General features: G+C 67.4%; 14 protein-coding genes and 2 riboswitches. Of the genes, 5 read left to right on the top strand and 9 right to left on the bottom strand.

Annotation, left to right across the window (positions count from 1 at the left end; translation table 11 throughout):
- Positions 1-159: 159 nt before the first annotated feature.
- The 3 genes from AC5RUK_RS10590 to AC5RUK_RS10580 all read right to left on the bottom strand — a co-directional run bounded on the left by AC5RUK_RS10590 (position 160) and on the right by AC5RUK_RS10580 (position 8263).
- Complete coding sequence (locus tag AC5RUK_RS10590; protein WP_494152164.1) at positions 160-6027, bottom strand: Ig-like domain-containing protein; 5868 nt, start codon at positions 6025-6027, stop codon at positions 160-162.
- Positions 6028-6293: 266 nt separating this feature from the next.
- The gene (locus AC5RUK_RS10585; RefSeq protein WP_494152163.1) at positions 6294-6791 is read right to left on the bottom strand and encodes a CoA-binding protein; all 498 of its coding nucleotides are present in this window, start codon (positions 6789-6791) and stop codon (positions 6294-6296) included.
- Positions 6788-8263 carry an O-acetylhomoserine aminocarboxypropyltransferase/cysteine synthase family protein gene (locus tag AC5RUK_RS10580; RefSeq protein ID WP_494152162.1) on the bottom strand — a complete coding sequence of 492 codons (1476 nt, stop codon included), beginning with the start codon at positions 8261-8263 and terminating at the stop codon, positions 6788-6790. The genes AC5RUK_RS10585 and AC5RUK_RS10580 overlap by 4 nt, the downstream gene beginning before the upstream one ends.
- 94 nt (positions 8264-8357) lie before the next feature.
- Positions 8358-8452: riboswitch (SAM riboswitch) on the bottom strand.
- A gap of 122 nt (positions 8453-8574) precedes the next feature.
- On the opposite strand from AC5RUK_RS10580, the gene malQ reads away from it, so the two are divergent.
- On the top strand, positions 8575-10686 hold the full coding sequence (gene malQ / locus AC5RUK_RS10575) for a 4-alpha-glucanotransferase (RefSeq protein ID WP_494152161.1): 2112 nt from the start codon (positions 8575-8577) through the stop codon (positions 10684-10686).
- Positions 10687-10953: 267 nt separating this feature from the next.
- Here malQ and AC5RUK_RS10570 read toward each other — a convergent pair whose 3' ends face one another.
- Complete coding sequence (locus AC5RUK_RS10570; RefSeq protein ID WP_493988561.1) at positions 10954-11943, bottom strand: ArsR/SmtB family transcription factor; 990 nt, start codon at positions 11941-11943, stop codon at positions 10954-10956.
- A 769-nt stretch (positions 11944-12712) separates the two neighbouring features.
- Between AC5RUK_RS10570 and AC5RUK_RS10565 the strand changes: the two genes are divergently transcribed.
- Complete coding sequence (locus AC5RUK_RS10565) at positions 12713-13060, top strand: hypothetical protein (protein ID WP_494152160.1); 348 nt, start codon at positions 12713-12715, stop codon at positions 13058-13060.
- Positions 13061-13540: an endonuclease domain-containing protein gene (locus AC5RUK_RS10560; RefSeq protein ID WP_494152159.1), complete on the top strand. Its 480-nt coding sequence runs from the start codon at positions 13061-13063 to the stop codon at positions 13538-13540.
- A gap of 158 nt (positions 13541-13698) precedes the next feature.
- On the opposite strand, the gene acs is transcribed toward AC5RUK_RS10560, so the two are convergent.
- The 5 genes from acs to AC5RUK_RS10535 form a co-directional block, all read right to left on the bottom strand.
- Positions 13699-15780 (bottom strand): acetate--CoA ligase, encoded by a 2082-nt coding sequence (gene acs, locus AC5RUK_RS10555; protein ID WP_494152158.1) that lies wholly within the window; start codon positions 15778-15780, stop codon positions 13699-13701.
- Entirely contained in the window at positions 15771-16691 is a 921-nt protein-coding gene (locus tag AC5RUK_RS10550) for an ABC transporter permease (protein ID WP_494152157.1), read from the bottom strand. Before AC5RUK_RS10550 ends, acs begins: the two co-directional genes overlap by 10 nt.
- Complete coding sequence (locus AC5RUK_RS10545) at positions 16691-17734, bottom strand: aliphatic sulfonate ABC transporter substrate-binding protein (protein ID WP_494152156.1); 1044 nt, start codon at positions 17732-17734, stop codon at positions 16691-16693. The genes AC5RUK_RS10550 and AC5RUK_RS10545 overlap by 1 nt, the downstream gene beginning before the upstream one ends.
- 106 nt (positions 17735-17840) lie before the next feature.
- Positions 17841-18680, bottom strand: a complete 840-nt coding sequence (locus AC5RUK_RS10540) for an ABC transporter ATP-binding protein (protein ID WP_494152155.1) — start codon at positions 18678-18680, stop codon at positions 17841-17843.
- Between the two features lie 367 nt (positions 18681-19047).
- Positions 19048-19590, bottom strand: coding sequence for a helix-turn-helix domain-containing protein (locus AC5RUK_RS10535; protein ID WP_494152154.1), 543 nt, complete (start codon positions 19588-19590; stop codon positions 19048-19050).
- Positions 19591-19710: 120 nt separating this feature from the next.
- On the opposite strand from AC5RUK_RS10535, the gene AC5RUK_RS10530 reads away from it, so the two are divergent.
- On the top strand, positions 19711-21045 hold the full coding sequence (locus tag AC5RUK_RS10530; protein ID WP_494152153.1) for an alpha/beta hydrolase: 1335 nt from the start codon (positions 19711-19713) through the stop codon (positions 21043-21045).
- A gap of 133 nt (positions 21046-21178) precedes the next feature.
- Positions 21179-21595, top strand: a complete 417-nt coding sequence (locus tag AC5RUK_RS10525) for a CoA-binding protein (RefSeq protein ID WP_494152152.1) — start codon at positions 21179-21181, stop codon at positions 21593-21595.
- A gap of 151 nt (positions 21596-21746) precedes the next feature.
- A riboswitch (SAM riboswitch) is annotated at positions 21747-21861 on the top strand.
- Positions 21862-21875: the final 14 nt, after the last annotated feature.

The following is a 21875-nucleotide window of genomic DNA, read 5'->3' as shown; positions in this document are numbered from 1 at the left end:
GCCGCGCCACAGCTTATCCCCCCAACAAGCTGTGGCGCGGCTTCTGTCATCCCGCGGGATGGGGACGCGGTGGCTACCGTGAGCCCCTGCTCCCGGCACGCAAGAGTCCAGGCGACGGATTTCTCCGAAGCCTGGACTCTTACTTGTTGAGGCGGTTATTTACCGTCCGGTCCGGAAGGACCAACTGGTGGCCGACAGCCGGTTGCCCGAGGCATCCTTGATGCTGGTGCTCAACCGAACTGTGTAGCTGGCGTTCGCGCTCAGGTTGCTCGACGGATTCAGCGTTGCCGTCCGGGTCCGCGAGTTGTAGCTAACCTTGGCCGAAACCGTTTTGCCCTTGCTGTCGACCAGCTTGAGGCTGGAGCCGCTAACACCGGAGACTGCCTTGCTGAACGTCACCGAGACGTTGCCGCTCCGGCTGACCGACTTGGCTCCGGCTGCTGGCGTCCGCTTGGACACCGTGGGCCGGCTCTCCGTCGTGAAGCTCCAGCTGGAGGCCGGCAGGCGGTTGCCGTTCATGTCGGTGATGCCGTTGGTGAGCCCGACCGTGAAACGGGTGCTGCTCGGCAGGATCGCCTTGGGCTTCAGCGTGGCCGTGCGCTTCGCAGCGTCGTAGCTGACTGTCGCCGGTACGAGCGTGCCCGCGGCGGTCCTCAACGTCACCGTGCTGGCGCTGACGCCCCGGACCGGTTCGCTGAACGTCACCGCCAGATTACGGTTGGTGGACGTATTGGCGGCGTTCACCCCCGGGGTCCGTCCGGCGATGGCCGGCGCGGCTTCGGTGGTGAAGTTCCACGTGGTCGCCGTGATCGGGTTACCCGTTGAGTCCGTGATGCCGTTGGTCAGCCGCACGGTGTAGGTGCGGCTGGTCAGCAGGTTGGCGTTCGGGTTGACGGTGGCCGTCCGGGTTGCAGCGTCGTAGCTCACTGCTGCAGCCACTGCCGTGCCTGCCGAGTTGGTGACCCGGAAGGTAGTGGCGTTGACTCCGATGACCGGTTTGCTGAAGGTGGCGGTGATGTTGCTGTTGGTGGCCACGTTGGTGGCGTCCACCACCGGCATGCGTGCGGTGATGACCGGCGCGGCCTCGGTGGTGAAGCTCCACGTGGTTGCCGTGATCGGGTTACCCGAAAGGTCCCGGATGCCGCTGGTCAGCTGCACGGTGTAGGTGCGGTTGGCCAGCAGGTTGGCGGGGTCGAGGGTAGCCGTCCGGGTCACATCGTCGTACCTGACGGTTGCGGTCACTGCCGTGCCGGCCGCGTTGGTGACCCGGAAGGTGGTGCCGTTGACTCCGATGACCGGTTTGCTGAACGTGGCGGTGATGTTGCTGTTGGTGGCCACGTTCGTGGCGTCCACCGCCGGGGTCCGTTCGGTGATGACCGGTGCGGCCTCGGTGGTGAAGTTCCACGTAGTGGCCGGCAGGGCATTTCCCTGCAGATCCCGGATGCCGCTGGTCAGCTGCACGGTGTAGGTGCGGTTCACCAGCAGGTTGGCGGGGTCGAGGGTAGCCGTCCGGGTCACATCGTCGTACCTGACGCTAGCGATCACTGCCGTGCCGGCCGCGTTGGTGACCCGGAAGGTGATGCCGTCGACTCCGGTGACCGGTTCGCTGAAGGTGGCGGTGATGTTGCTGTTGGTGGCCACGTTCGTGGCGTTCACCGCCGGGGTCCGTTCGGTCACCGAGGGAGCCGGTCCGGCTGTGGTGAACGTCCAGTTGGTGGCAGCGAGCGGGTTGCCCGCCGCGTCCCGGATGCCGTTGGCGAGCGCAACGGTGTAGACCGTGTCGATCGCCAGGTCCGCCACCGGGTCGAGCGTCGCCGTTCGGGTCACCGGATCGTAGGTCACGGTGGCCGCGGTCGGTGCCGTTGCTTCCGCGGCCGTCAGCGTGGCCGTTGTCCCGGAGATCCCCTGGACGTCCTCGCTGAAGGTCGCCGTGATGTCGACCCCGACTGCCACATTAGTTGTCCCGTCAGCCGGAGAGCGGTCCGTCACCGTAGGTCCCTCGGTATCTTTCGGGGCGGTGAGGTCGACGGTCCGATCGGTAAACCGGAGGCGCTCGACGTTGGTGATGGTGTCGGTGCCGTCGTCCCCGGTGCCTCGGACGTGCGCCACAGTTGTGACTCCATCGACGGTGGTGATGTTGTATTCATCGAATGCGCCGGAGAAGTTGGCGGTGTCGATGTCCGTGGGAGCCGCACTGTTGAGGATTTCCCGCACGATGACGACGTCGCCCGGGTCGATCTTGCCGGCCATGATGTCGGCCTGGATGCTCTTCAGGCTGGTGACGGACCGCAGTTCAGCGCCTTGGGCGTCGCGCACGCTCAATCGTACGTTCAGCCACTTGTCGCCATCGATAACGTCATCCGCGCCGTTGCCCCAGATCTGGTCGCTGCCGGAGCCGCCGATGATGATGTTGCCGGCGCCGAAATCGGTAGCACCGGCGGGTAGCAGGTCGGCCAGGCCGGCGATCCGCTTGATGCCCTCGGCGTCGAGCGTGTTTGTGAGGCCGGGCACTTCGACCTCATTGTCCGGATCGGCGGGAACGACGTCGTCGCCGCGCAAGACGTCGTCCTTGTCCCAACCGGAGAGGGCCTCGACCAGCAGGAACCGGTCCTTTAGCGCTTTGGGGCCCTCCACGATGACCATGCGCATATCGGAATCGGCCGCTTCCACGGACCGTGCATGGGTCACCCAGTCGAAGCCGTAGACGCCGTGATTGCGCTCGATCCCGGGGCCGGCGACCATGATGTCGTCACCGCCCTCGGCGTCGTAGTCGTCCTCGCCGCTGTCGCCGATGAGGACGTCGTGGCCGGGGTTGTTGATGTCGTCGAAGAACGGTGCGCCGCTGTCGCCCTGGAGCAGGTCGTTGGCGTTGCCGCCTTCCTGCCAGTCATCGCCGCCGCCGCCGAACACCGTGTCCGGTCCGTCGCCGGCTATCACCAGGTCATTGCCCTCGCCGGCGAAGGTCTGGTTGCCGTTGAGCCCGCCGTTGGAGAAGTCGTCTCCGTCGCCCGACATGATGATGTCCAGTCCGGGACCGGCGTCGATTGCGTCGTTGCCCGGCCCGCCCTTGAGCACGTCGTCCCCGTGGGAGTCGGTGATCCGGTCGTTGCCGGCGCCGCCCAGGAGGGTGTCCGCGCCGTCGTTGCCTTCGATGATGTCATCGCCGCCGTTGCCCCAGACGGTGTCGTTGTCGACGCCGCCCCAGATCCGATCCGTCCCGTCGGCGCCGCCGGCGTCGTCCTTGCCGTTGTAGGTCGCCTGGGCGTTCAGGCCCGGACGGTCCACGCTGTTGGAGACGCGGTAGCGGATGGTGCCGTCCGCCATCCGGAGCAGCAGTGCCGACTCGTCACAGGCAGAGGTGGGATCATCGGCCACATTGTTGCCCGTAGTGTGGACGATGTTGCGCATCTCGAACTCGCAGTCGGCGACGCCGAAGACATCCGCCTTGAGCGAAGCGGCGTCGGTATTGCGCATCACCAGCTCGGCCATGGAGTTGCCTTCGAGCTGGGCCCGCAGGTTGAGGCCCGAGGTGCGGGACAGGTAGTAAAGCCGGTCCCCGTCCTGCAGGTCCGTCATCTGGCGTTCGAAGATGTAGTTGAAGGTGGAGCCGAGCAGCCCGCCGAAGAGGTTCTGCGCCTCGGCCAGGCCTCCCACCCACAGATCAACCGTGTCGAGCCCGGTCTTGGAGGCGGCGCCGTCGTTGTCCCAGTCCCCGTTGCTGTTGACGAAGTCGTAGGCATCGGCCGGAGTTTCCGCCGCCGGGTCGGGGCTCATGTCGAAGAGTTTCTGCGCCGCCGTGCGCTTGGCATTAATGCTCGTCGCCCCGGTGATGCTGGGGTGCGTGCCGTAAGCGGCCATGAAGTTGACCACCGAATCCGGATGCTTCAGCGCCTGCCCGAAGTCCACCCAGCTGCTGTAGGGCTTCAGGGACGACTCGCTCGTCTTCGCATAGAGGTCCTTGCGGAAATTGTTCAGCGACGGGACGCCGGTTTCCCGGCCGCGGGCGATGTTGAGCGCGGCCAGGTCCAGGGGCAGGCCCAGAACGCTGTTGCGCAGCGTGTCGGTGACGAACTCGTCGAGTTCAGCGCCCACCTGGTCGGTCATGCCCATCGCGATCGCGCCTGCGGCCTGCTCGGGAGTCATTGTGCTGTCCCCGTTGGCGTAGTAGGCCGGTGGATTCAGGAACGCGTCCAGCAGCGGCAGGCCGATGTCGGCGCCGGTGTTGGTCTTCCGGTCCACAGTCTCCGTCAGCATGGAGTGACCGAACCGGTAGGTCGCGTGGGCGAACTCCGCCTCAATGGCCGGGTCGATTGCCGTGTCGGACTGGGTGAAGACGTTGAACGGATTGATGCCCGGTTGGATCTTGCGCGCGAAGTCCTCGAAGACGATGTGCTGGTATTCCATCTCCGTGACGAACCGTGCGGCCTGGAAGAGGCGCTCGCCGTTCCATTCGCCGCTGGGGAGCTTCCACTCGTTCAGGTCCAGGTTCAGGGACGTCAGCAGTTCTTCCATGTAGGTGACCAGCCGGTTGTGCTCCGAGTGGAAGACCTGGTGGACGGCGGTGAGTCCGATGTTCTCGTTCACGCGGCCGTCGCCGGCAACGAAGTGCGCGTTGAGCATTTCGTCGTCGTAGGTGCCCGGGTCCTGCCGGCCGCTGGTGGGGGTGATGCCGTTGTCTCCGTCGGGTGCCAGGGCCGACCCGCGCGAGTCGAACGGTGCCGCGAAGTGGGAGATATCGTCCAGGAACGCGATGCCGATCCGCTGGACATTCGCCGGCGGCGCAACGGGGCTTTCCAGATTCCCTTCCACGAACTGCTTGTCCTGCGTGATGTACTGCGGCAGCCCGTTGGGACCGCGCAGGAAGCGCCCGTACTGGTCGGTGGCCAGCATCGGGATATTAACGACGTCGGCGTCGGAGAGCTTCAGGCCGAGCATGGTCTCGGCCTGCGCCTTGATGTCCGCCCAGGTGGCCATGCCGCCGGGGGCGCCTTCGGCCAGTTCGCCGGTCGAGACCGGGTCGCCCTCCTCGTTGAGCTCGTACTCCCGGAGGAAGACGTGATGGGACGGGTTCGAACCGTAGGTCTGGCTCTGGTCTACCCACGGAGAGTCCGTGTTTGTGGCGTCCTGGATATCGTCGGCGGTGCCGAGTTCACCGTCGGGGCCGGGCTGGTTCTCCGCCCGGTTGAGCAGCATGAAGTTCGTGGGCGAGCCCTCGACATACAGCGGATCGTCCTTGGCGAGAGGCATCATGACGACGTTGCTGGTCTTCTTGGTGAAGTCGATGCCGTGGTCGAAAAACTGGCCGAACAGGGCAAAGAAGCCGTTGTATGGCGGCGAGAGCCCAAAGTCGGTGGTGACATTCGGGATGTCGAGTGTCTCGCCTTCGGGCACGCAGTTCAGGGGCCGGCCCTCGGCGTCGCAGGGAACCGCGGTCGGGCCGTCGTTCACCGTCCGGTGCGCCTTGCCAGCCGCGGCGATCGCGGCCGGATTGCTGGAGGTTTGGTCCACAATGACGTTGCTGACGAAGCGCGGGTCCGCGTCCCGGATCATCGGAACGTTGACCGACTTGTACGACTGGCCCCCGGCGGTGGTCCGCCATTCCGGTTCTGCCAGTCGCGGGAAGGGCAGGCTGGCGGCGCCGAAGTGCCCTTGGTTGGGGACCAGGTTGTTATCGGACCCGTCCACGGTGCGCAGCCCGTAGGGCAGCAGCGGATTGGCTATCTGGTTGGGGCCGGGGCCGAGGAGCGGCTGGCCCGGCACGGGCTTGCCGTCGGCGTCTTCCTTGGTGGCGTGGTTCTCCGCGATCTTGATCTGCTTCAGGATGAACCTCATGTCCCCGGCATTGAGGGTCAGGCCCTGGCCTACCGGCGCTGCCATCGCCGCGGGGGCGAGGGCGGAGGGCAGTACGCCCGCGCCCAACACCAGCGCGGCGAGCCCTGCCGTAACTTTTTGGGGGAAGGATGGCTTCCCCTTGTGGGCACGTTCGGTGCCCCTCCTCGGTTGTGGATCGGTTGGTGCAGTAAACACGGTGACTCCCCCTAGTCGTGTGATGTGTGGCTGGCCACAGCATCCGATGAGGACCTTGGGGAAATCCTTGGAGGCTCCTTCTGGCTACTTGCGGGCAGGAAAAAACCCGCCCCATGCTCCGGGCCATCCACGTGGGAGGACGGGGACAAGGGGCGGGCTTTTCGCGGCCGGCGCGTCCGGCAAGGCCGCCGGGGCAGGCCATGCCGGCCCTCCGCCGTCGTTAGTGCAGGGTGGCTGAGCCGTTCGGCGAAGCCGCTCCGGGGAGCCTAGGCGGTCAGCTGCCGCTTGGAGGAGATCACGCCGGTGTCGAAGCCGGCCAGGTGCAGCCCGCCGTGGAAGCGGGCGTGCTCGATCTTCACGCAGCGGTCCATCACCACGTTCAGCCCGGCGGCCTCGGCCTTGGCCGCGACCTCCTCGTGCCAGGAACCCAGCTGAAGCCAGAGGGTCTTGGCGCCGACGGCCAGGGTTTCCTCCAGCACCGTGGGCAGGTCGTCGTGTTTGCGGAACACGTCCACCAGGTCCGGTACCTCGGGCAGGTCCGCCAGCGACTTGTAGACCGGCTGGCCGAGGATTTCTTTGGCCACCGGATTCACGAAGTAGACCTTGTACGGCGAGCTGGAGAGCAGATATGTCGAAACGAAGTAGCTGGCCCGGCTCGGCTTGTCGGAAGCGCCGACGATGGCGATGGACTTGGTGTTGCGCAGGATGTTCAGACGCTCCGCCGCGGACGGGCCGATCCAGGTGCGTTCTGGTGTCGCGGTCACTTGGCGGCTCCTTCTTCGGCTTCGATCAGTTCTTCCACGGACTCGACTACGCGCGTTCCGGGCTCTGTCCGGGCGGCACGCGCTGCCGGGATCGTGCAGGACTCGCCGGCATAGCTGGGCGAGGCGATCTCGGAGGTGTTGAACGCGTCGTCCTCATGGTCACGGCTGGGGCCGTGCTCGGCGTGTGCTTGCTGCGAGGCGGCCAGCGCCTGGTCCAGGTCCCAGAGAATATCGTCCACGTCTTCCAGGCCCACGGAGATGCGGATCAGGTCCTCGGGCACGCCGGCAGCCACCAGCTGGTCGGAGGTGAGCTGCTGGTGGGTGGTCGATCCCGGGTGCAGCACCAGGGTGCGGGCGTCGCCGATGTTGGCCAGGTGGCTGGCCAGCTGCAGCGATTCGATGAACTTCTGGCCCGCGGTGCGGCCGCCCTTGACGCCGAAGCTGAACACGGAGCCCACGCCCTTGGGCAGGTACTTCCGGCCCCGCTCGTAATGCGGGTGCGCGGGCAGGCCGGCGTAGCTGACCCAGGAGACGCGCTCGTCGGCATCCAGCCACTCGGCCACTGTGCGGGCGTTGGCCAGGTGTTCGTCCATCCGCTGGGCCAGCGTTTCCACGCCCTGCAGCAGCTGGAACGCGGACTGCGCGGAGAGCGACGGGCCGATGTCGCGCAGCTGCTCGGACCGGAGCTTGGTGAGGAAGCCGTACTCGCCGAAGTTGCCCCACCAGGACACGTTGCCGTAGCTGGGCACCGGTTCGGTCATCTGCGGGAACTTGCCGTTGCCCCAGTTGAAACGGCCGGATTCGACGACGACGCCGCCCAGGGTGGTGCCGTGGCCGCCGAGGAACTTGGTGGCCGAGTGGATCACGATGTCCGCGCCGTGCTCGATCGGGCGGATCAGGTAGGGCGTGCTCAAGGTGGCGTCCACGACCAGGGGGATCCCGGCGTCGTGCGCCACCGCGGCCAGGCCCGCCAAGTCAGCGATGTCGCCGGACGGGTTGGCCACGATCTCCGTGTAGACGGCCTTGGTGTTCTCCCCGATGGCTGCGGCGAAGTCGGCCGGGTCGTTGGAGTCGACGAACGTGGTCTCCACGCCGAACCGGCGCAGCGTCACGTCCAGCTGGGTGATGGTGCCGCCGTAGAGCTTGGACGAGGCCACGATGTGGTCCCCCGCCCCGGCCAGGGCCGCGAAGGTGATGAACTCGGCGGCCATGCCCGACGACGTGGCCACCGCGCCGATGCCGCCCTCGAGCGAGGCGATGCGCTCCTCGAACGCGGCGACCGTGGGGTTGCCGATGCGGGAGTAGATGTTGCCGTACTTCTGCAGCGCGAAAAGGTTGGCGGCGTCGTCGGTGTCTTTGAACACGAACGAGGTGCTCTGGTAGATCGGTACGGCCCGCGCCCCGTGCTCGGCGTCGGGCGTGCCGCCGGCGTGCAGGGCACGGGTGCGGAAACCGAATGTGCGTTCAGCCATCAGGCGGTTGCTCCTTCAAAACTTGGGTTCCCGGACAATGACGGTCCTGGCGGCGCCGCGCGGGCGTCGTCCGGATCAAAGATTGCTTGCGCTCTCTCCATCGCTTCTGGCGGTAGCACCTTTCCGGTGGCGTCCGGATGGTTGCTGCGGTGTCAAAGAGCCAGATCTCTCAACCGCTCGGGATGGTCGCGTCCATTCTCGCAACCAACCGCCGCGGCACCAAAAAATGTTGAGCCGCGTTGCGTCCGCCTAGCCTGCCGGTTGCGCCGACCTCCCGGCAAAGGTCCGCCTAGTTCCCGTAGATTGGGTCTATGGCTGAGCTCTCGGCGTTGCAGCGCCTCGCACAGGAACACGGTGTCGGCACTACCTTCCGCGGTTGGGACGGCGGCGAGAAAGAAGTCGGACCGGCAACCCTGGTTGCCGTCCTCACCGCGCTGGACGTCCCCTGCGCAACCGACGACGATGTCGCCGCATCCCTCCGTGCTGCCGAGCTCGAGCCGTTGCAGCGCACGCTGCCGCCCGCCGTCGTCCTTCGCCAAGGCACCGCCACCGAGGTTCCAGTCAATGTCGGCGCGGGCCTCCGCCCGCGGGCCAGGGTCCTGTTGGAGGACGGGTCTTCGCGCGACGTCGAGGTGGTGTCCGGCAGGTCTGGCGCCGAAGGTGATCCGGGCGGACGTTTCGCGGCGGTTGTGCCGGCCGACCTCCCGCTGGGCTGGCACACGCTGGAGGTCGCGGAACTGTCGGAAGCGACGGCGACCCGAACCGGCGCGGCCGCGGAACCATCCGGCAGCTTGGCACAGTGCGCGCTGGTGGTCACCCCGCGACGGCTCACCACCGCCGACAAGCTTCCCCGGACCTGGGGCCTGATGGCACAGCTGTACTCGGTGCGCTCGCGGTCCTCTTGGGGCATCGGTGATCTCGCGGACCTTGCCAGCCTCGCCGAGACGGCTGCCGCCAAGGGCGCCGGCTTCGTCCTGATCAACCCGCTGCACGCGGCACAACCCATGCCGCCGGTGGAGCCCTCGCCCTACCTGCCCGCAACGCGCCGGTTCGTCAATCCGCTGTACCTGCGGATTGAGGACGTGCCGGAATCCCGGGACATCCCGCTGGCCAACAACTTCCACGAGGCAAACCTGGACACCGGCATTCTGGACCGTGACCCCATTTTTGCGGCCAAGCTGCAGGCCCTGGAAGCGGTCTTTGCGGTGCCCCGATCCGCCGAACGGCAGCAGCGCTTCGAGGCCTTCCGCAGTCACGAGGGCGAGGGCCTGGAGCGTTTTGCCCTGTGGTGCGCGCTCGCCGAAACCCTTCCGCCAGGCGCTCCCGAGTGGTTGGATCCTGCGTTCATCGAGTCGCAGCGCAGCGCACTGAAGGACCGCATCGAGTTCCACCAGTGGCTGCAGTGGCTGTGCGACGAGCAACTCGAGGCGGCGCAACGCCGCGCCGTCGAAGCGGGAATGAACATCGGGGTAATGCATGACCTCGCGGTCGGCGTCCATCCGACCGGCGCCGATGCCTGGACGTTGCACGACGTCCTGGCCCCCGGAATCTCGGTGGGCGCGCCGCCGGACATGTTCAACCAGCAGGGCCAGAACTGGTCCCAGCCGCCGTGGCACCCGCGCCGCTTGGCGGAATCCGGCTATGCCGCCTACCGGGACATGCTGCGGACCATTCTGCGGCACGCCGGCGGCATCCGGGTGGACCATATCCTCGGCCTGTTCCGGCTGTGGTGGATCCCCGTCGGCGGCCCTCCCGGCGAAGGCGCCTACGTGTATTACGATCACGAGGCCTTGATCGGCATCCTCGCCTTGGAAGCGGAACGGGCCGGCGTCGTCGTGATCGGCGAGGACCTCGGGGTCTTCGAGCCGGGGGTGCAGGACTACCTGGCGGAGCGCGGCATCCTGGGCACCTCCATCCTGTGGTTCGAGTACGACGGCGGCAGCCCCCGCCCGCCGGAGGGGTACCGCCGCTCCTGCCTCACGAGCGTCACCACCCACGACCTGCCGCCCACCGCCGGCTACCTCGCCGGTGAGCACGTGGATCTGCGCGAATCCCTGGGCCTGCTGAACCGGCCGGTGGAGGAGGAACGGGCTTTGGACCAGGCAGCCCAGGAGGCAGTGCTTTCCCTGGTGCGCTCGCGGGTTCCGGCTGCCGAGCACGACGACGGCGCCGGCACCACCGCCGAACAACGCACCGTTGAGGCACTTCACGCTTACATCGCCCAGACCCCTTCGGTGCTGCTGGGGGTTGCCCTCACCGACGCCGTGGGGGAGAGGCGGACCCAGAACCAGCCGGGCACCGCGGACGAGTACCCGAACTGGCGTATTCCGCTGGCCGGGCCGGACGGGGAAGCCATCCTGATCGAGGACCTGCCGGGCAACGAGAGGTTCGACTCGCTGGTGCGCGCCCTGCGGGAGCGGTAGGCGGGTCCACGCGGGGCGCGCCGCACCGGCGCCGGCCGGGGTTACCTACCCCTGGACGGAAGCGCACCGTCGCCCGCGACGAGTGGCCTGACCCACCCTGCCAAGGAACCCTGACCCACCCTGCCAAGGAACGGGGGGCGCTGCTGAAGGTGACAGTTGTCCACGTTCAGCAGGAACTGTCCATGTCTTGGAGCGGGGTATGGCGCTGACTAGGACAAACGCAAAAGCTTCCCGCAAAACGTGGACAGTGGGGCCGTGGCCGGCTCCCTACAGCCGGGCCAGCAGCGCTTCGCCGGTTTCGGCGCGCCGATAGAACACTTCGCGGCCCGATCGCATGGTGGCCGCCAAACCGCTCTCGGACATGACCTTGAGATGCTCGTTGACCGTCCCGGCGGCGAGGTCCAGGCAGCGGGCGAGCTGCGTCGTCGTCATCGGGACATCAAGTTGGGCGAGGATCTGCGCCCGGGTCTTGCCGAGCAGCCGCGCCACCGGGCTGTGCGTCGCCTCGCGGCTGGCTTCCCAGAGCCGGCCGACGCCGCGCGGCGCGTAGGTCAGCGTGGGCACGAACGGCCGCACGTTGAGCACCAAGGTGTTGGGCCAGACGAACGCGTTGGGCACCAGCAACAGCCCGCCGCCGGGTTCGGGCACGTCGTCGGCCTCACAGCCGCGCATGATTTCCAGGCCGGTGGGAGTGGGACGGACGCTGGGGTGCAGGCTCTTGAACACTTCCAGGATGCCGTCGCGCGCCAGCTGGGCCAGCCGGCTGTCGATATCGGCCAGCAGGAGGGAGCGCAGACGCGGCCACACGGGTTCGACGGCGGTGCCCCAGTACCACTCAAGGGCGGCGGTGATGCGTGGGATGCCGGCGTCGATATCCTCCGCGAGCCGCTGCAGTTCCTCGCGGGCGTAGCCGACCGGACTCTGGTTTAGCAGGTGGGTGACGTCACGCTGCCACAGCTCCGGCGGCACATCGGCGACGGCGGCGAGCCCCTCGGCGAACGTGTCTTGGTACCTCGGGGTGGGGGTGATGGAGTCAGCCAGGAAGCCCTTCGGTGGAACCAGCGCAGTCAGCAGGCGCAGGTGGCCGCGGGCCTGCGGGTCGGCCGACTCGGCGATGCGCCGCTTGGTGGCTTCGATCCATGGGCGGTGGATGGGAGTGCCCACCTGCAAGGCGCGCAAACTGGCGACGGTTTCGCCCAGCGGCGCCGCCTCAAACCGGACCTTGGTGAGGTCCTCGCTGCTGAGCGTAATGTGCATGGAAACAGCGTAAGGTTGCCGGTCACGCCAGTCGAGGATTCGGGCTGGACCGAATCCGGGAGGGCCGGGGGTGGCGTCGTTGCTTCGGACTTCCGGCTTCCTGTGGCCTTCCGCTCGCGTGCACCTTCCGCTTCCTCGATCCCTCGGCCCCATGGGCCCGCCGCTTCCCGGTTTTCTATCCACCAGGGCTCCCGGGATTATTCCCGGATTCGGGTTGTGCCGAATCGTGGCTGGCGATGTCCGATGGGCGGAATCTGAAGTCATGACTACCTGCACCCAAACCCCGCACCACATCCTCGACGCTGATGGCCGGTCATACCGCTCCAGCCAGTCCTCCACTGCCGCCTTGCTCCGTGCCACGACTGCAACGGGCCGTCCGGCCACTGCCACCGCTCGCCCTAGCAATGCAGGCGCGCCGTTGAGCCTGTCGCAGCCGGTGCACGCGGCTACACGGACTGGCGTCTTCAGCGCTACCGGGAATTTCGTAACCGCCACTTTCCATGGCCTGGCCGCGGCGGCCCGCTGGCTCCGTTCAGCCTGGCAAGCCGGGGCCGCGAAGGAAGCCTTGATGGAGGAGCACAGGGACAAGGTCCGTACGCAGATTTATCAATTCGGCGGCCGCTACTGACGCACACGCCTGGTGCGCCCCTCCTGTAAAGGCACGCCCACCTCATCTCAATCCCAAGGTCTGCCCAGGCCACCCAGCACGTTGTCCACAGGGAGTGCGGCCGTCTAGCTGTCCGCGGCCGCAGCCTACATGCTCGTGGATATGGACGAGGCGATAGCTGGTTACGTTGAACGGCGCGGTGGAACACTCCCGGCCAGCGAACTGGCCCGCTGCGGTTTCAGCCGAGACCAGATCCAGGCAGCCATCAAGAACGGCGTGATCACTGTGCTCCGCCAAGGAATCGTCGGTACGGAGAAGGCTGATGCGAACGTACGCGTAGCCGTGCTGGCCAACGGATTGATTACCTGCATTTCAGCGGCTCGGGAACTAGGGCTTTGGACGATCAAAGACCCGGATCGACTGCACCTGTGGACGCTCCATAGCCGGCAGCCGCCGTCCACCGTCAAGCACCGAGGCGAATTGCTGGGGAGGCAGCGGCCTGGGAGCTAGGTGAGCATCCTGGACTGCGTACTGCACGCCATCCGATGCCGGCCTCGGCTGGAGGCGTTGGTCGTAGCGGAATCAGCCGTGCGCAGGGGTGTCGTCACCAAAGCTGAACTGGTGGAGCTGCTTCCTGGCAAACGCAACGGCATGCGTCGAGCAGTCGTTTTGAGCATCGGTGACGACGCCGATTCGCCGCTCGAGATTATCGCCCGCGACCTGTTCCACACGGTCGGGCTTCGGGTGGAAACCCAGGTACCGATTCAGGGGCTTGGACGAGTGGACATGGTGGTGGAAGGCCGAATCATCATCGAGCTCGATGGGTTCGACTTCCACTGGAACCGGGCGACTTTCAAGAAGGACCGCAGAAGGAACAACGCCGGCATGCTCAGCGGGTTTCCAACCTTGCGGTACGTGTACGAGGATCTTGTCTTCACGCCCCAGAACGTTGTCGCCGAGGTCATGACGATGTTGCGGCGTGTTGCCTGAGTGCCAGAGTTTCCCCCCGAGCCATGCAGGCGGCAGGCCGGCTGTCCAAGTTATGCAGCAACTGTCCATCTTTTGGAGCGGCCTCTGGCGCTGACTAGGGAAAACACTCAGCGGTCCGCCAAGACATGGACAGCCCTGACCGGTGAAGGCGGAAAACTTTACCGCGCGTCGCAGATGGCCTGGATCTGCGCGATGCACGGCTCGTTCTGCAGGCTGGTGGTGTCGCCCAGCTCCGTCCCCTCGAACAACTGGGTCAGCAGCCGGCGCATGATCTTGCCACTGCGGGTCTTCGGCACGTCGGGCACGAACACCACGTCACGCGGCTTGGCGATGGGCCCGATCTGCGTGGCCACGTGCTCCCGCAATGCCGCAACCGCGGCGGCCCGCTTTGCCGCAAGCTCCGCCGGCTGTCCCTCGGACTGCCCGGCCGCCGCTCCGATCAGCGACTTGTCGCGCGGCACCACAAAGGCCGTGGCCGCGTGGCCGGTCTTGGCGTCGTAGGTCGGGCAGACGCCGGCCTCCACCACCGCCGGGTGCGAGACCAGCGCGGACTCGATCTCGATCGTGGACAGCCGGTGCCCCGAGATGTTGATGACGTCGTCGGTGCGGCCCAGGATCCAGGTGTCGCCGTCGGCGTCGAAGCGGGCACCGTCGCCGGCCAGGAACCAGCCCTGCGCCGCGTACTTTTCCCAGTAGGACGTGAAGTAGCGCTCCGGATTGCCCCACACCGTCCGGGCCATCGCCGGCCCGGTGCTGGTGACCACAATGTTGCCCTGCTCCCCGGCACCCACCCGGGCGCCGCCGTCGTCCACAATGTCCGTGGCCAACCCCGGCAGGGCGCGGGTGGCGCAGCCGGGCTTGAAGGACGCATCGGTCTGGCGCGGCGAGAGCACGGTCGCGCCGGTTTCCGACTGCCACCAGGTATCCACCATCGGCACGCCCGACGACGGGTCCCCGGCGACCAGCGAATCCCGCCCCACCTGGTTGCGCAGCCAGCGCCAGGCCTCCGGGTTCACGGCCTCGCCCACGGTGCCGGCCAGGCGGACGGAGCTGAGGTCGTATCTGGCGGGAATGCCGTCGGGGAACCAGCCCATCAGCGACCGGACCAGCGTGGGCGCGGTGTAGTAGCTGGTCACGCCGTAGCGCTCGATGACCTCGAAGTGCCGGCCGGGGTGCGGGGCGTTCGGCACTCCCTCGTAGATCACCTGCGTGACGCCGTTGCTCAGCGGCCCGTAGATCTCGTAGGTGTGCGCGGTGACCCAGGCCAGGTCCGCGGTGCACCAGTGCACGTCGTCCTCGCGCGCGTCCGGGTCCGGGTTGCTGAACAGGTACGAGTGGCTGAATGAGGCCTGCGTCAGGTAGCCGCCGGTGGTGTGGACCAGGCCCTTGGGCTGACCGGTGGTGCCCGAGGTGTACATGATGAACAGCGGCGCCTCGGCTTCGAACGCCTCGGCCTCGTGGACGCGCGGCTGGGTCTCGACGACGTCGTGCCACCACACGTCGCGGCCTTCCACCCAGTTGATGTCCGTGTGGCCGGTGCGATTGATCACCAGCACGTGCTCGATCGCGTTCTCGCCGGAGACGGCCGCGTCCGCGTTGGCTTTGACCGGGACGGCGGTGCCGCGGCGGTACTGGCCGTCGGTCGTGACCAGCAGCTTGGCACGGGTGTCCTCCACCCGGAACTTCAGGGCCTCTGCGGAGAAGCCGCCGAAGACCAGCGAATGCACCGCCCCGATCCGCGCGCAGGCCAGCGTGATGGCCACGGTCTCCACCAGTACCGGCAGGTAGATGACCACCCGGTCGCCCTTGCCGACGCCCAGCGCCAGCAGCGCATTGGCGGCCTGCGAGACCAGCTCCTGCAGCTCGCGGTAGGTCACGGTGCGGCGGTCGCCGGGCTCGCCTTCGAAGTGCAGTGCCACCTTGTCGCCCCGGCCGGCGGCAACGTGCCGGTCGGCGCAGTTGACCGCGGCGTTCAGCCTGCCGCCGTCGAACCAGCGCAGCTCCGGTCCCCGCCGCGCCGCGGTGTCCACCGGGGTGGCGGAGTGCGCGGTGTGCCACGGCTCGGCCCACTCAAGCCGGGCCGCCGCGCGTTCCCAGAAGGCAATCCGCTCGGCCTCGGTCTGCGGCTCCGGCCAGTCGGTCACCTGGTCGCGGTACGGCGCCAGGCCCTCTTCGTGTACGACGGCGGTGCTTCCGGCGGTGCGGCGACCGCCGGCGGTTTCGGCTACTTCTATGCCCATCTCTTGACTGCCCATTTCTCCGCAACTCCCAGGAGCGCGTCGGTGATCTTGCCGATGATGGCCAACAGGACGATGGCCAGCAGCAGCCGGTCGGTGCGGCCGTTGTTCTGCGAATCCGTCAACAGGAAGCCCAGGCCCATGGATGAGGCGATCAGTTCCGCCGCCACCAGGAACAGCCACGCCTGCGCCAGGGCCAGCCGCAGTCCGGAGAACACGGCGGGCACCACGGCCGGCAGTTGCACGGTGGTCAGCAGCTTCACGCCCTTCAGCCCGAAGGCGCGGCCGGCCTCCACCAGGTTCTTGTCCACGTGGCGCAGCGCCAGCGAGACCGTCGTGAACACCGGGAAGAACGCGCCGATCAGGATCAGCGTGACCTTGGAGTCCTCGCCGATCTTCATCCACAGGATCAGCAGCGGCACCCACGCCAGCGACGGCACCGCACGCAGCGCCCCGATGGTGGGGGAGAGCAGCACATCGGCCACCTTGGACAGCCCGATCAACGCGCCGAAGACCAGGCCGAGGGCGGCGCCGAAGGCGAAGCCGAGCAGCACGCGCTGGGTGGAGATGGCCACGTGCTGGGCCAGTTCGCCGCGCTGGATCAGGTCGACCGCGGCGTCGATGACCGCACCCGGTGCCGGCAGCTGGACCGAGCTGAACAGGCCGGCGGAGGTGCTCCACTGCCAGGCTGCGAGCAGGGCGGCGGGCAGCAGCAGGCCAAGGAGCAGGCGGGCCCAGCCGTTGCCGAGCACCCCGGTCGGGGACCATCCGTTGGCCGGGGACTCCGGTGAGGGGCCGTCCTGATCCGGCCTGGGCGCGCCCGCGGTCTTGAGGACGCCGGCGGCCGCGAGGCCTTCCTGGCTGGCCGGGTAAACGCTGTTGCCGGATGCGCCGGGGTTGCCGATGTGCGTCATCAGGATTCCTTGATGGCCGACGGGTCGGCCTTCTTCACCAGCGAGTCGTCGAGCAGGGTGGCGAGGGCTTCGTCGATGTCGGCCTGGCTCTTCACGTCGCCGGTCTCGACGAACGCCGGGCCGACCTTCTCCAGCACGGCGCGCTGCTTCTCGCCCGGGGCAGCCTCCACGTCCAGGTTGCTGCGCTCGGCGATCACCTTGGTGGCGACCTCGAGGTCCAGGCCGGCAACATCGGCCAGGATCTGCGCGGTTTCCTCGGGGTTCTCGGCGGCCCAGGCGCGGGCCTTCTCGTAGGCGTTCACCACGGCCTGCGCCAGCTCCGGTTCCTCCTCGAGGAAGGACTCCGTGGCGTTCAGGAAACCGTACGTATTGAAGTCCAGGTTCCGGTAGAACAGTTCGGCGCCGTCCTGCTCGGCTCCGGCCATGATCGGATCCAGGCCCGACCAGGCGTCCACGGAGCCCTGCTGCAGGGCGGTCAGGCCGTCGGCGTGCTGCAGGTTCTGCACGGTCACGTCCTCGGCGGAGAGGCCGGCTTCTTCCAGGGACTGCAGCAGGAAGAAGTAGGGGTCGGTGCCCTTGGTGGCGGCCACCGACTTGCCCTTGAGATCCTGGACGGACTCGATGCCGGAGTCGGGCAGCGCCACGAGGGCCGACCATTCCGGCTGCGAGTAGAGGCTGATGGTCTTGATCGGCGAGCCGTTGGCGCGGGCCAGCAGCGCCGCGGAACCGGCGGTGGATCCGACGTCGACCGCTCCAGAGCGCAGCGCCTCGTTGGCCTTGTTGGAACCGGCCGACTGCAGCCAGTTCACCTCGACCCCGTCGTCGGCCAGGGTGGCCTCCAGCCAGCCCTTTTCCTTGATGATCAGGCTCAGCGGGTTGTAGGTGGCGAAGTCGATGTTGAGCACGCCATCGCCGGTGCCCTGGGCGGCGGTGGCTTCGGAATCCTCACCGGCAACGCAGCCGGTCAGGGCCAGCGAGGCGGTGGCGGCAACGGCGGCTGCGCCCAGGAGCGGGCGGCGGGAGAAACGGCTGGCAAGAGACATGGTGGTTCCTTTGAACGGTGTGCGGAACAGGAGAAATTCCGCGACGGATGATGTTGGGCGCGTACGGCCCGGGAATTGCTTGGCTTAATGAGGGGTGACGGCGGCCCTAATGGCCGTCGACGCCGAGGCTTTCGAGCAGCGAGCGGCGCATTCGGGCCAGCTCGACCGATCCGCGGTCCCGCGGACGGGCGCGGGGGACATCGACGGTGCGCACGATCGTGGCGCCGTCGTCCTCGCGGCCTTCTTCCTTGCCGAGCACGATGATCCTGTCCGCCAGTTGCAGGGCTTCGTCCACGTCGTGGGTCACCAGCAGCACGGTGGTGGGTTCAGCCGCGTGGATATCGAGCAGCAAATCCTGCATCTTGATCCGGGTCAGCGCGTCCAGAGCGCCGAACGGTTCGTCCAGCAGCAGCACGCCCGGGTTGCGGGCCAGCGCCCGGGCCAGGGAGGCCCGCTGGGCCATGCCGCCGGAGACCTCGCGCGGCCGGTGCTTGGCGAAGGTGGCCAGGCCGACCAGTTCCAGCAGCCGGGCGACCTTGGACTTGCCCTGCTTGGCACTGCAGCTCTTGGGCAGGCCGATGGCCACGTTGGCCTGCAGGGTGTGCCACGGCAGCAGCCGCGGTTCCTGGAACGCGACGGCGCAGCGGGAGTCGATGCCCTGGACCGGCGTGCCGTCGATTTCCACGGTGCCGGCGCTGGGCGCGTCGAGACCGGCGGTGGCGCGCAGCAAGGTGGACTTGCCGCAGCCGGACGGGCCCAGGATGGCCAGCACCTCGCCGGGCCGGACATCGAAATTCACGTCGCGCAGCACGGTGTGCGCCTGGGCTCCGGCGCCGAAGGTGCGGTTCAGGCCGCGGAAGGAAACGGCCAGGGCTGAGTCGGAACGGGCTGCGGGTGCAGCGGAAGCGGGAGCCGCGTGGCGGGACGACGACAGTACTGCAGTCATGGGATCACTCCATCGATCCTGGCAGTAGCACCCTACGGATCAAGCCGTGCGGCCCGGCTTCCGCCGGCCGTACCCGTGGCTTGTCACCTCGTTATCACCGGCAGTCTGGGTGGGCTTCCGGTGACCAGGGTTGCTGCGGCGTCGTCGATCCAGGTCTCTCGGCCGCTCGGGATGGTCACCACCAACTAAACGGCACGCGCGGGACTCGCGGCAAACTGCCCGTAATAATGACTCGTAACAAACGCAACGATAATCTGCCGTAACAGACGCGCGATCCGCTCGCCGGGGGAACCAGCAGGGGGAAACAGCCGCGTCCCCGCTATCCATGGACGCCGCTCCGGGCCGGACACCCATTCCGGGAGGGCAGTCAGGCAGGCGGATCCGCCGGGATGAGGACAGTGGAGAATAAGCGGCGGTGCCGCCCCTCTTCCGGGCCGTTCGCCGCCACCTTCTGTGCGGCAGCCCTGATGGCGAAGGTGAATTCCTCGAACTCTTCGTCCGTCATCCAGAGGGCGGTCTGCCGGTAACCGGCCCCGTCGCGCAGGAAATCCGGATTCTCCCGGGCGATGTACTGGTCGAAGGCCTCCAGCAGCCCGGCCGTGAAGGCCATGAAGCCGCGCCGGTGATCCTCGGCGGTCATGGAGGCCAGATCGTCCTCGGCCACTGAACTCTTGGCCACATCCAGCCGGAAGGTGCGTTCGGTGGTGCCGCGTACCGGCCTTTCCTGGGCAACCGCCAGCACGCCGGCCTTGGAGAGCGTGCCGATGTGCCGGTAAAGCGTGGCCGTGGGGATGTCGGGGAGTTCGGCGGAGATCTCCGCCGTGGTCAGCTCGCGGTTGCCCAGCAGCGTCTGCACAATTCGCAGGCGTACCGGGTGCAGGATCAGGTCGGCGCTCGCTGAGGAGGACATGGCTCTACATTCTCACAGTTGACATTGTTTCCACAACTGATAATAATCGTACTGTCCGGCTACCGAAGCCGGGCTCGAACGGCCAAGACACGAGCAATAAACGACCCGAAGGGAGGCGCAGTGGCGGCGATAGTGGTGGAGAACAAGGAGGAGGTTCTGCTGGAGTTGGACCGGTTTGAAAAGGTTGCGGGGCTGCTCGGCGACCAAAGTTTCCCGCTGTCTGCGGTGACCTCAGTCCGGGTGCTCGCGGACGCGTTCGACGGCGTCCGCGGCCTGCGGGCTCCCGGGCTTGCAATCCCGAGACGGACTCGGGTGGGAACGTGGCGCGGCCGAGGCAAGACCCTCGCCGTCGCCCGCCGCGGCACCCCGGCAGTGCAGCTTGACCTGGACGGGCAAAAGTACGCCCGAGTCGTTGTGTCGCTTCCCGATGCGGAGGACGTTGCGGCCCGAATCCGTGCCGCCGCCGGCCTGCCCGCCGGGCAATCGGTCACGGAAGAAGAGGTCCGCTTCCCCTCCGGGACCGTGCAGTTGGCGGGAACCTGGGCCGAGCCGGCAGGAACGGTCCGTGCCGTGGCGCTGATCCTGCCCGGTTCGGGACCGATCGACCGCAATGCCAACCATAAACGGATGCCGTTGGGCATCAGCCGTGACCTGGCAAACGCGCTGGCCAACCACGGGATCGCTTCGCTGCGCTACGACAAGCGCGGCACCGGCGCCTCGGATGGAACCTTCTGGACGGCCGGTTTCCGTCAGAACAGCGACGACGCCGCTGCCGCCCTGCGATGGATGGTCACGCAAAAGACAGGGGACCTGCCGGTGTTCCTGGTCGGCCACAGCGAAGGCAGCTACCACGCAGCGGCCGTGGCGGCAGATCCCGGCACGCGGGTGGACGGTGCGGTGCTGCTTTCGGCCTCGGCACAGACCGGCTTTGAGACAGGCAGGTGGCAGACAGCCCAGATCAGCGACTCGCTGCCCGCATTCCCGCGCTTGCTGCTGAAGCTCTTCCGCCAGGACCTGGTCAAGATCCAGGCGAAGTCGGTGGAAAAACTTCGGACCACCACCGAGGACGTGGTGCGCATGCAGGGCCGTAAAATCAACGCGCTCTGGCATCGCGAGTTCATTGACTTCGACCCCGTTCCGTACCTGGGGCGCTTGCAGCTGCCGGTGCTGGCCATCACGGGTGCCAAGGACGTGCAGGTGGACCCGGCAGACCTGGACATCATCGCGGCCACCGTTCCCGGCCCGGTGACCACGCGGAAGATCGACGACCTGTCGCATCTGCTGCGCCGCGACCCGAAGGCTCCGACCCTCTCCGACTACAAGCGCCAGATCCGCGAGCCTGTGGACGCCGAGCTGCTGGAGCTGGTGGGACGTTGGATCTCCGAGCAGGCCGGCACCGCTTCCGGGGCGTCCGGCGCGGCCGGAACTTCTGCCCCCGGGCAGCTGGCTCGTTAGTCACTGAGTGCACGGAGGGCCCCAGAGCTGCCGGATGGCCTTGGAGCCGCCCGAGATGGGGTTATCTGCCTCTCGGTGAGGCGGCAGTGCGCGGGCGGTTCCGGTGCAGAAGAGTCGCGGGTAGGGTCGAGCCATGGCACACCAGAATGACCCTGAAGTCGTCCGGCGGCTGCTGGAAACCCCTGGCCGCTGGGCCGTCGTCGGCCTATCCACGAACCCGCACCGGGTGGCCATGCGCATCTCCCGGTACCTGATGGACCAACTGGACATGGAAGTCATTCCCGTCAACCTGAAAGGCGACGACGTCCTGGGCCTGACCGGTTACCAAAAGCTCGCGGACATTCCCGGCGAGATCGACGTGGTGGACTGCTTCGTGAACTCGCAGAAGGTCGGACCGGTGGTGGACCAGGCCATCGAAGTCGGTGCCAAAGCGGTGTGGCTCCAGCTGGGCGTGGTCGACGAAGCCGCCGCGGACCGGGCCAAGGCGGCCGGCCTGGACGTAGTCATGGATACCTGCCCGGCAATAGAGGCCCCGCGCTTCGGCCTCTAGCCCGCGGCGTCCGTCCGGCAGCCCTCAACATTCCGCCCGCCGGGCATCGCCGCCGTCACATGATGAGGCGCCCGTAACATTACGCCCCGGGACGTCACGGCCTGTCACGTGCTTCCCGGCGCCGGATCGGACCCGGCATACTCAACTCCGAGATCAAGAGTCCCAACGACAAGCTCTGGCTGGTTGGGCGGCAACCCTCTCCCGTAGCGGGGTGCCCCAGATGAGGATCCGGCCGCGCACAACACCGTGCCCGGCAAGTACGGCCCCCGCCAAGCTGCGT

Source organism: Arthrobacter sp. Y3223065 (assembly GCF_059090885.1).
The sequence above is the reverse complement of the archived record's forward strand: the minus strand, read 5'-3'. Positions and strand labels throughout refer to the sequence as shown.

What these genes read in the sequence shown, in the direction of transcription:
- AC5RUK_RS10570 (WP_493988561.1), bottom strand. Translation starts at nt 11,943, where the DNA reads ATGCACATTACGCTCAGCAGCGAGGACCTCACCAAGGTCCGGTTTGAG.
- AC5RUK_RS10565 (WP_494152160.1), top strand. Translation starts at nt 12,713, where the DNA reads ATGGACGAGGCGATAGCTGGTTACGTTGAACGGCGCGGTGGAACACTC.
- AC5RUK_RS10525 (WP_494152152.1), top strand. Translation starts at nt 21,179, where the DNA reads ATGGCACACCAGAATGACCCTGAAGTCGTCCGGCGGCTGCTGGAAACC.
- AC5RUK_RS10580 (WP_494152162.1), bottom strand. Translation starts at nt 8,263, where the DNA reads ATGGCTGAACGCACATTCGGTTTCCGCACCCGTGCCCTGCACGCCGGC.
- AC5RUK_RS10540 (WP_494152155.1), bottom strand. Translation starts at nt 18,680, where the DNA reads ATGACTGCAGTACTGTCGTCGTCCCGCCACGCGGCTCCCGCTTCCGCT.
- AC5RUK_RS10545 (WP_494152156.1), bottom strand. Translation starts at nt 17,734, where the DNA reads ATGTCTCTTGCCAGCCGTTTCTCCCGCCGCCCGCTCCTGGGCGCAGCC.
- AC5RUK_RS10550 (WP_494152157.1), bottom strand. Translation starts at nt 16,691, where the DNA reads ATGACGCACATCGGCAACCCCGGCGCATCCGGCAACAGCGTTTACCCG.
- AC5RUK_RS10535 (WP_494152154.1), bottom strand. Translation starts at nt 19,590, where the DNA reads ATGTCCTCCTCAGCGAGCGCCGACCTGATCCTGCACCCGGTACGCCTG.
- acs (WP_494152158.1), bottom strand. Translation starts at nt 15,780, where the DNA reads ATGGGCATAGAAGTAGCCGAAACCGCCGGCGGTCGCCGCACCGCCGGA.
- malQ (WP_494152161.1), top strand. Translation starts at nt 8,575, where the DNA reads ATGGCTGAGCTCTCGGCGTTGCAGCGCCTCGCACAGGAACACGGTGTC.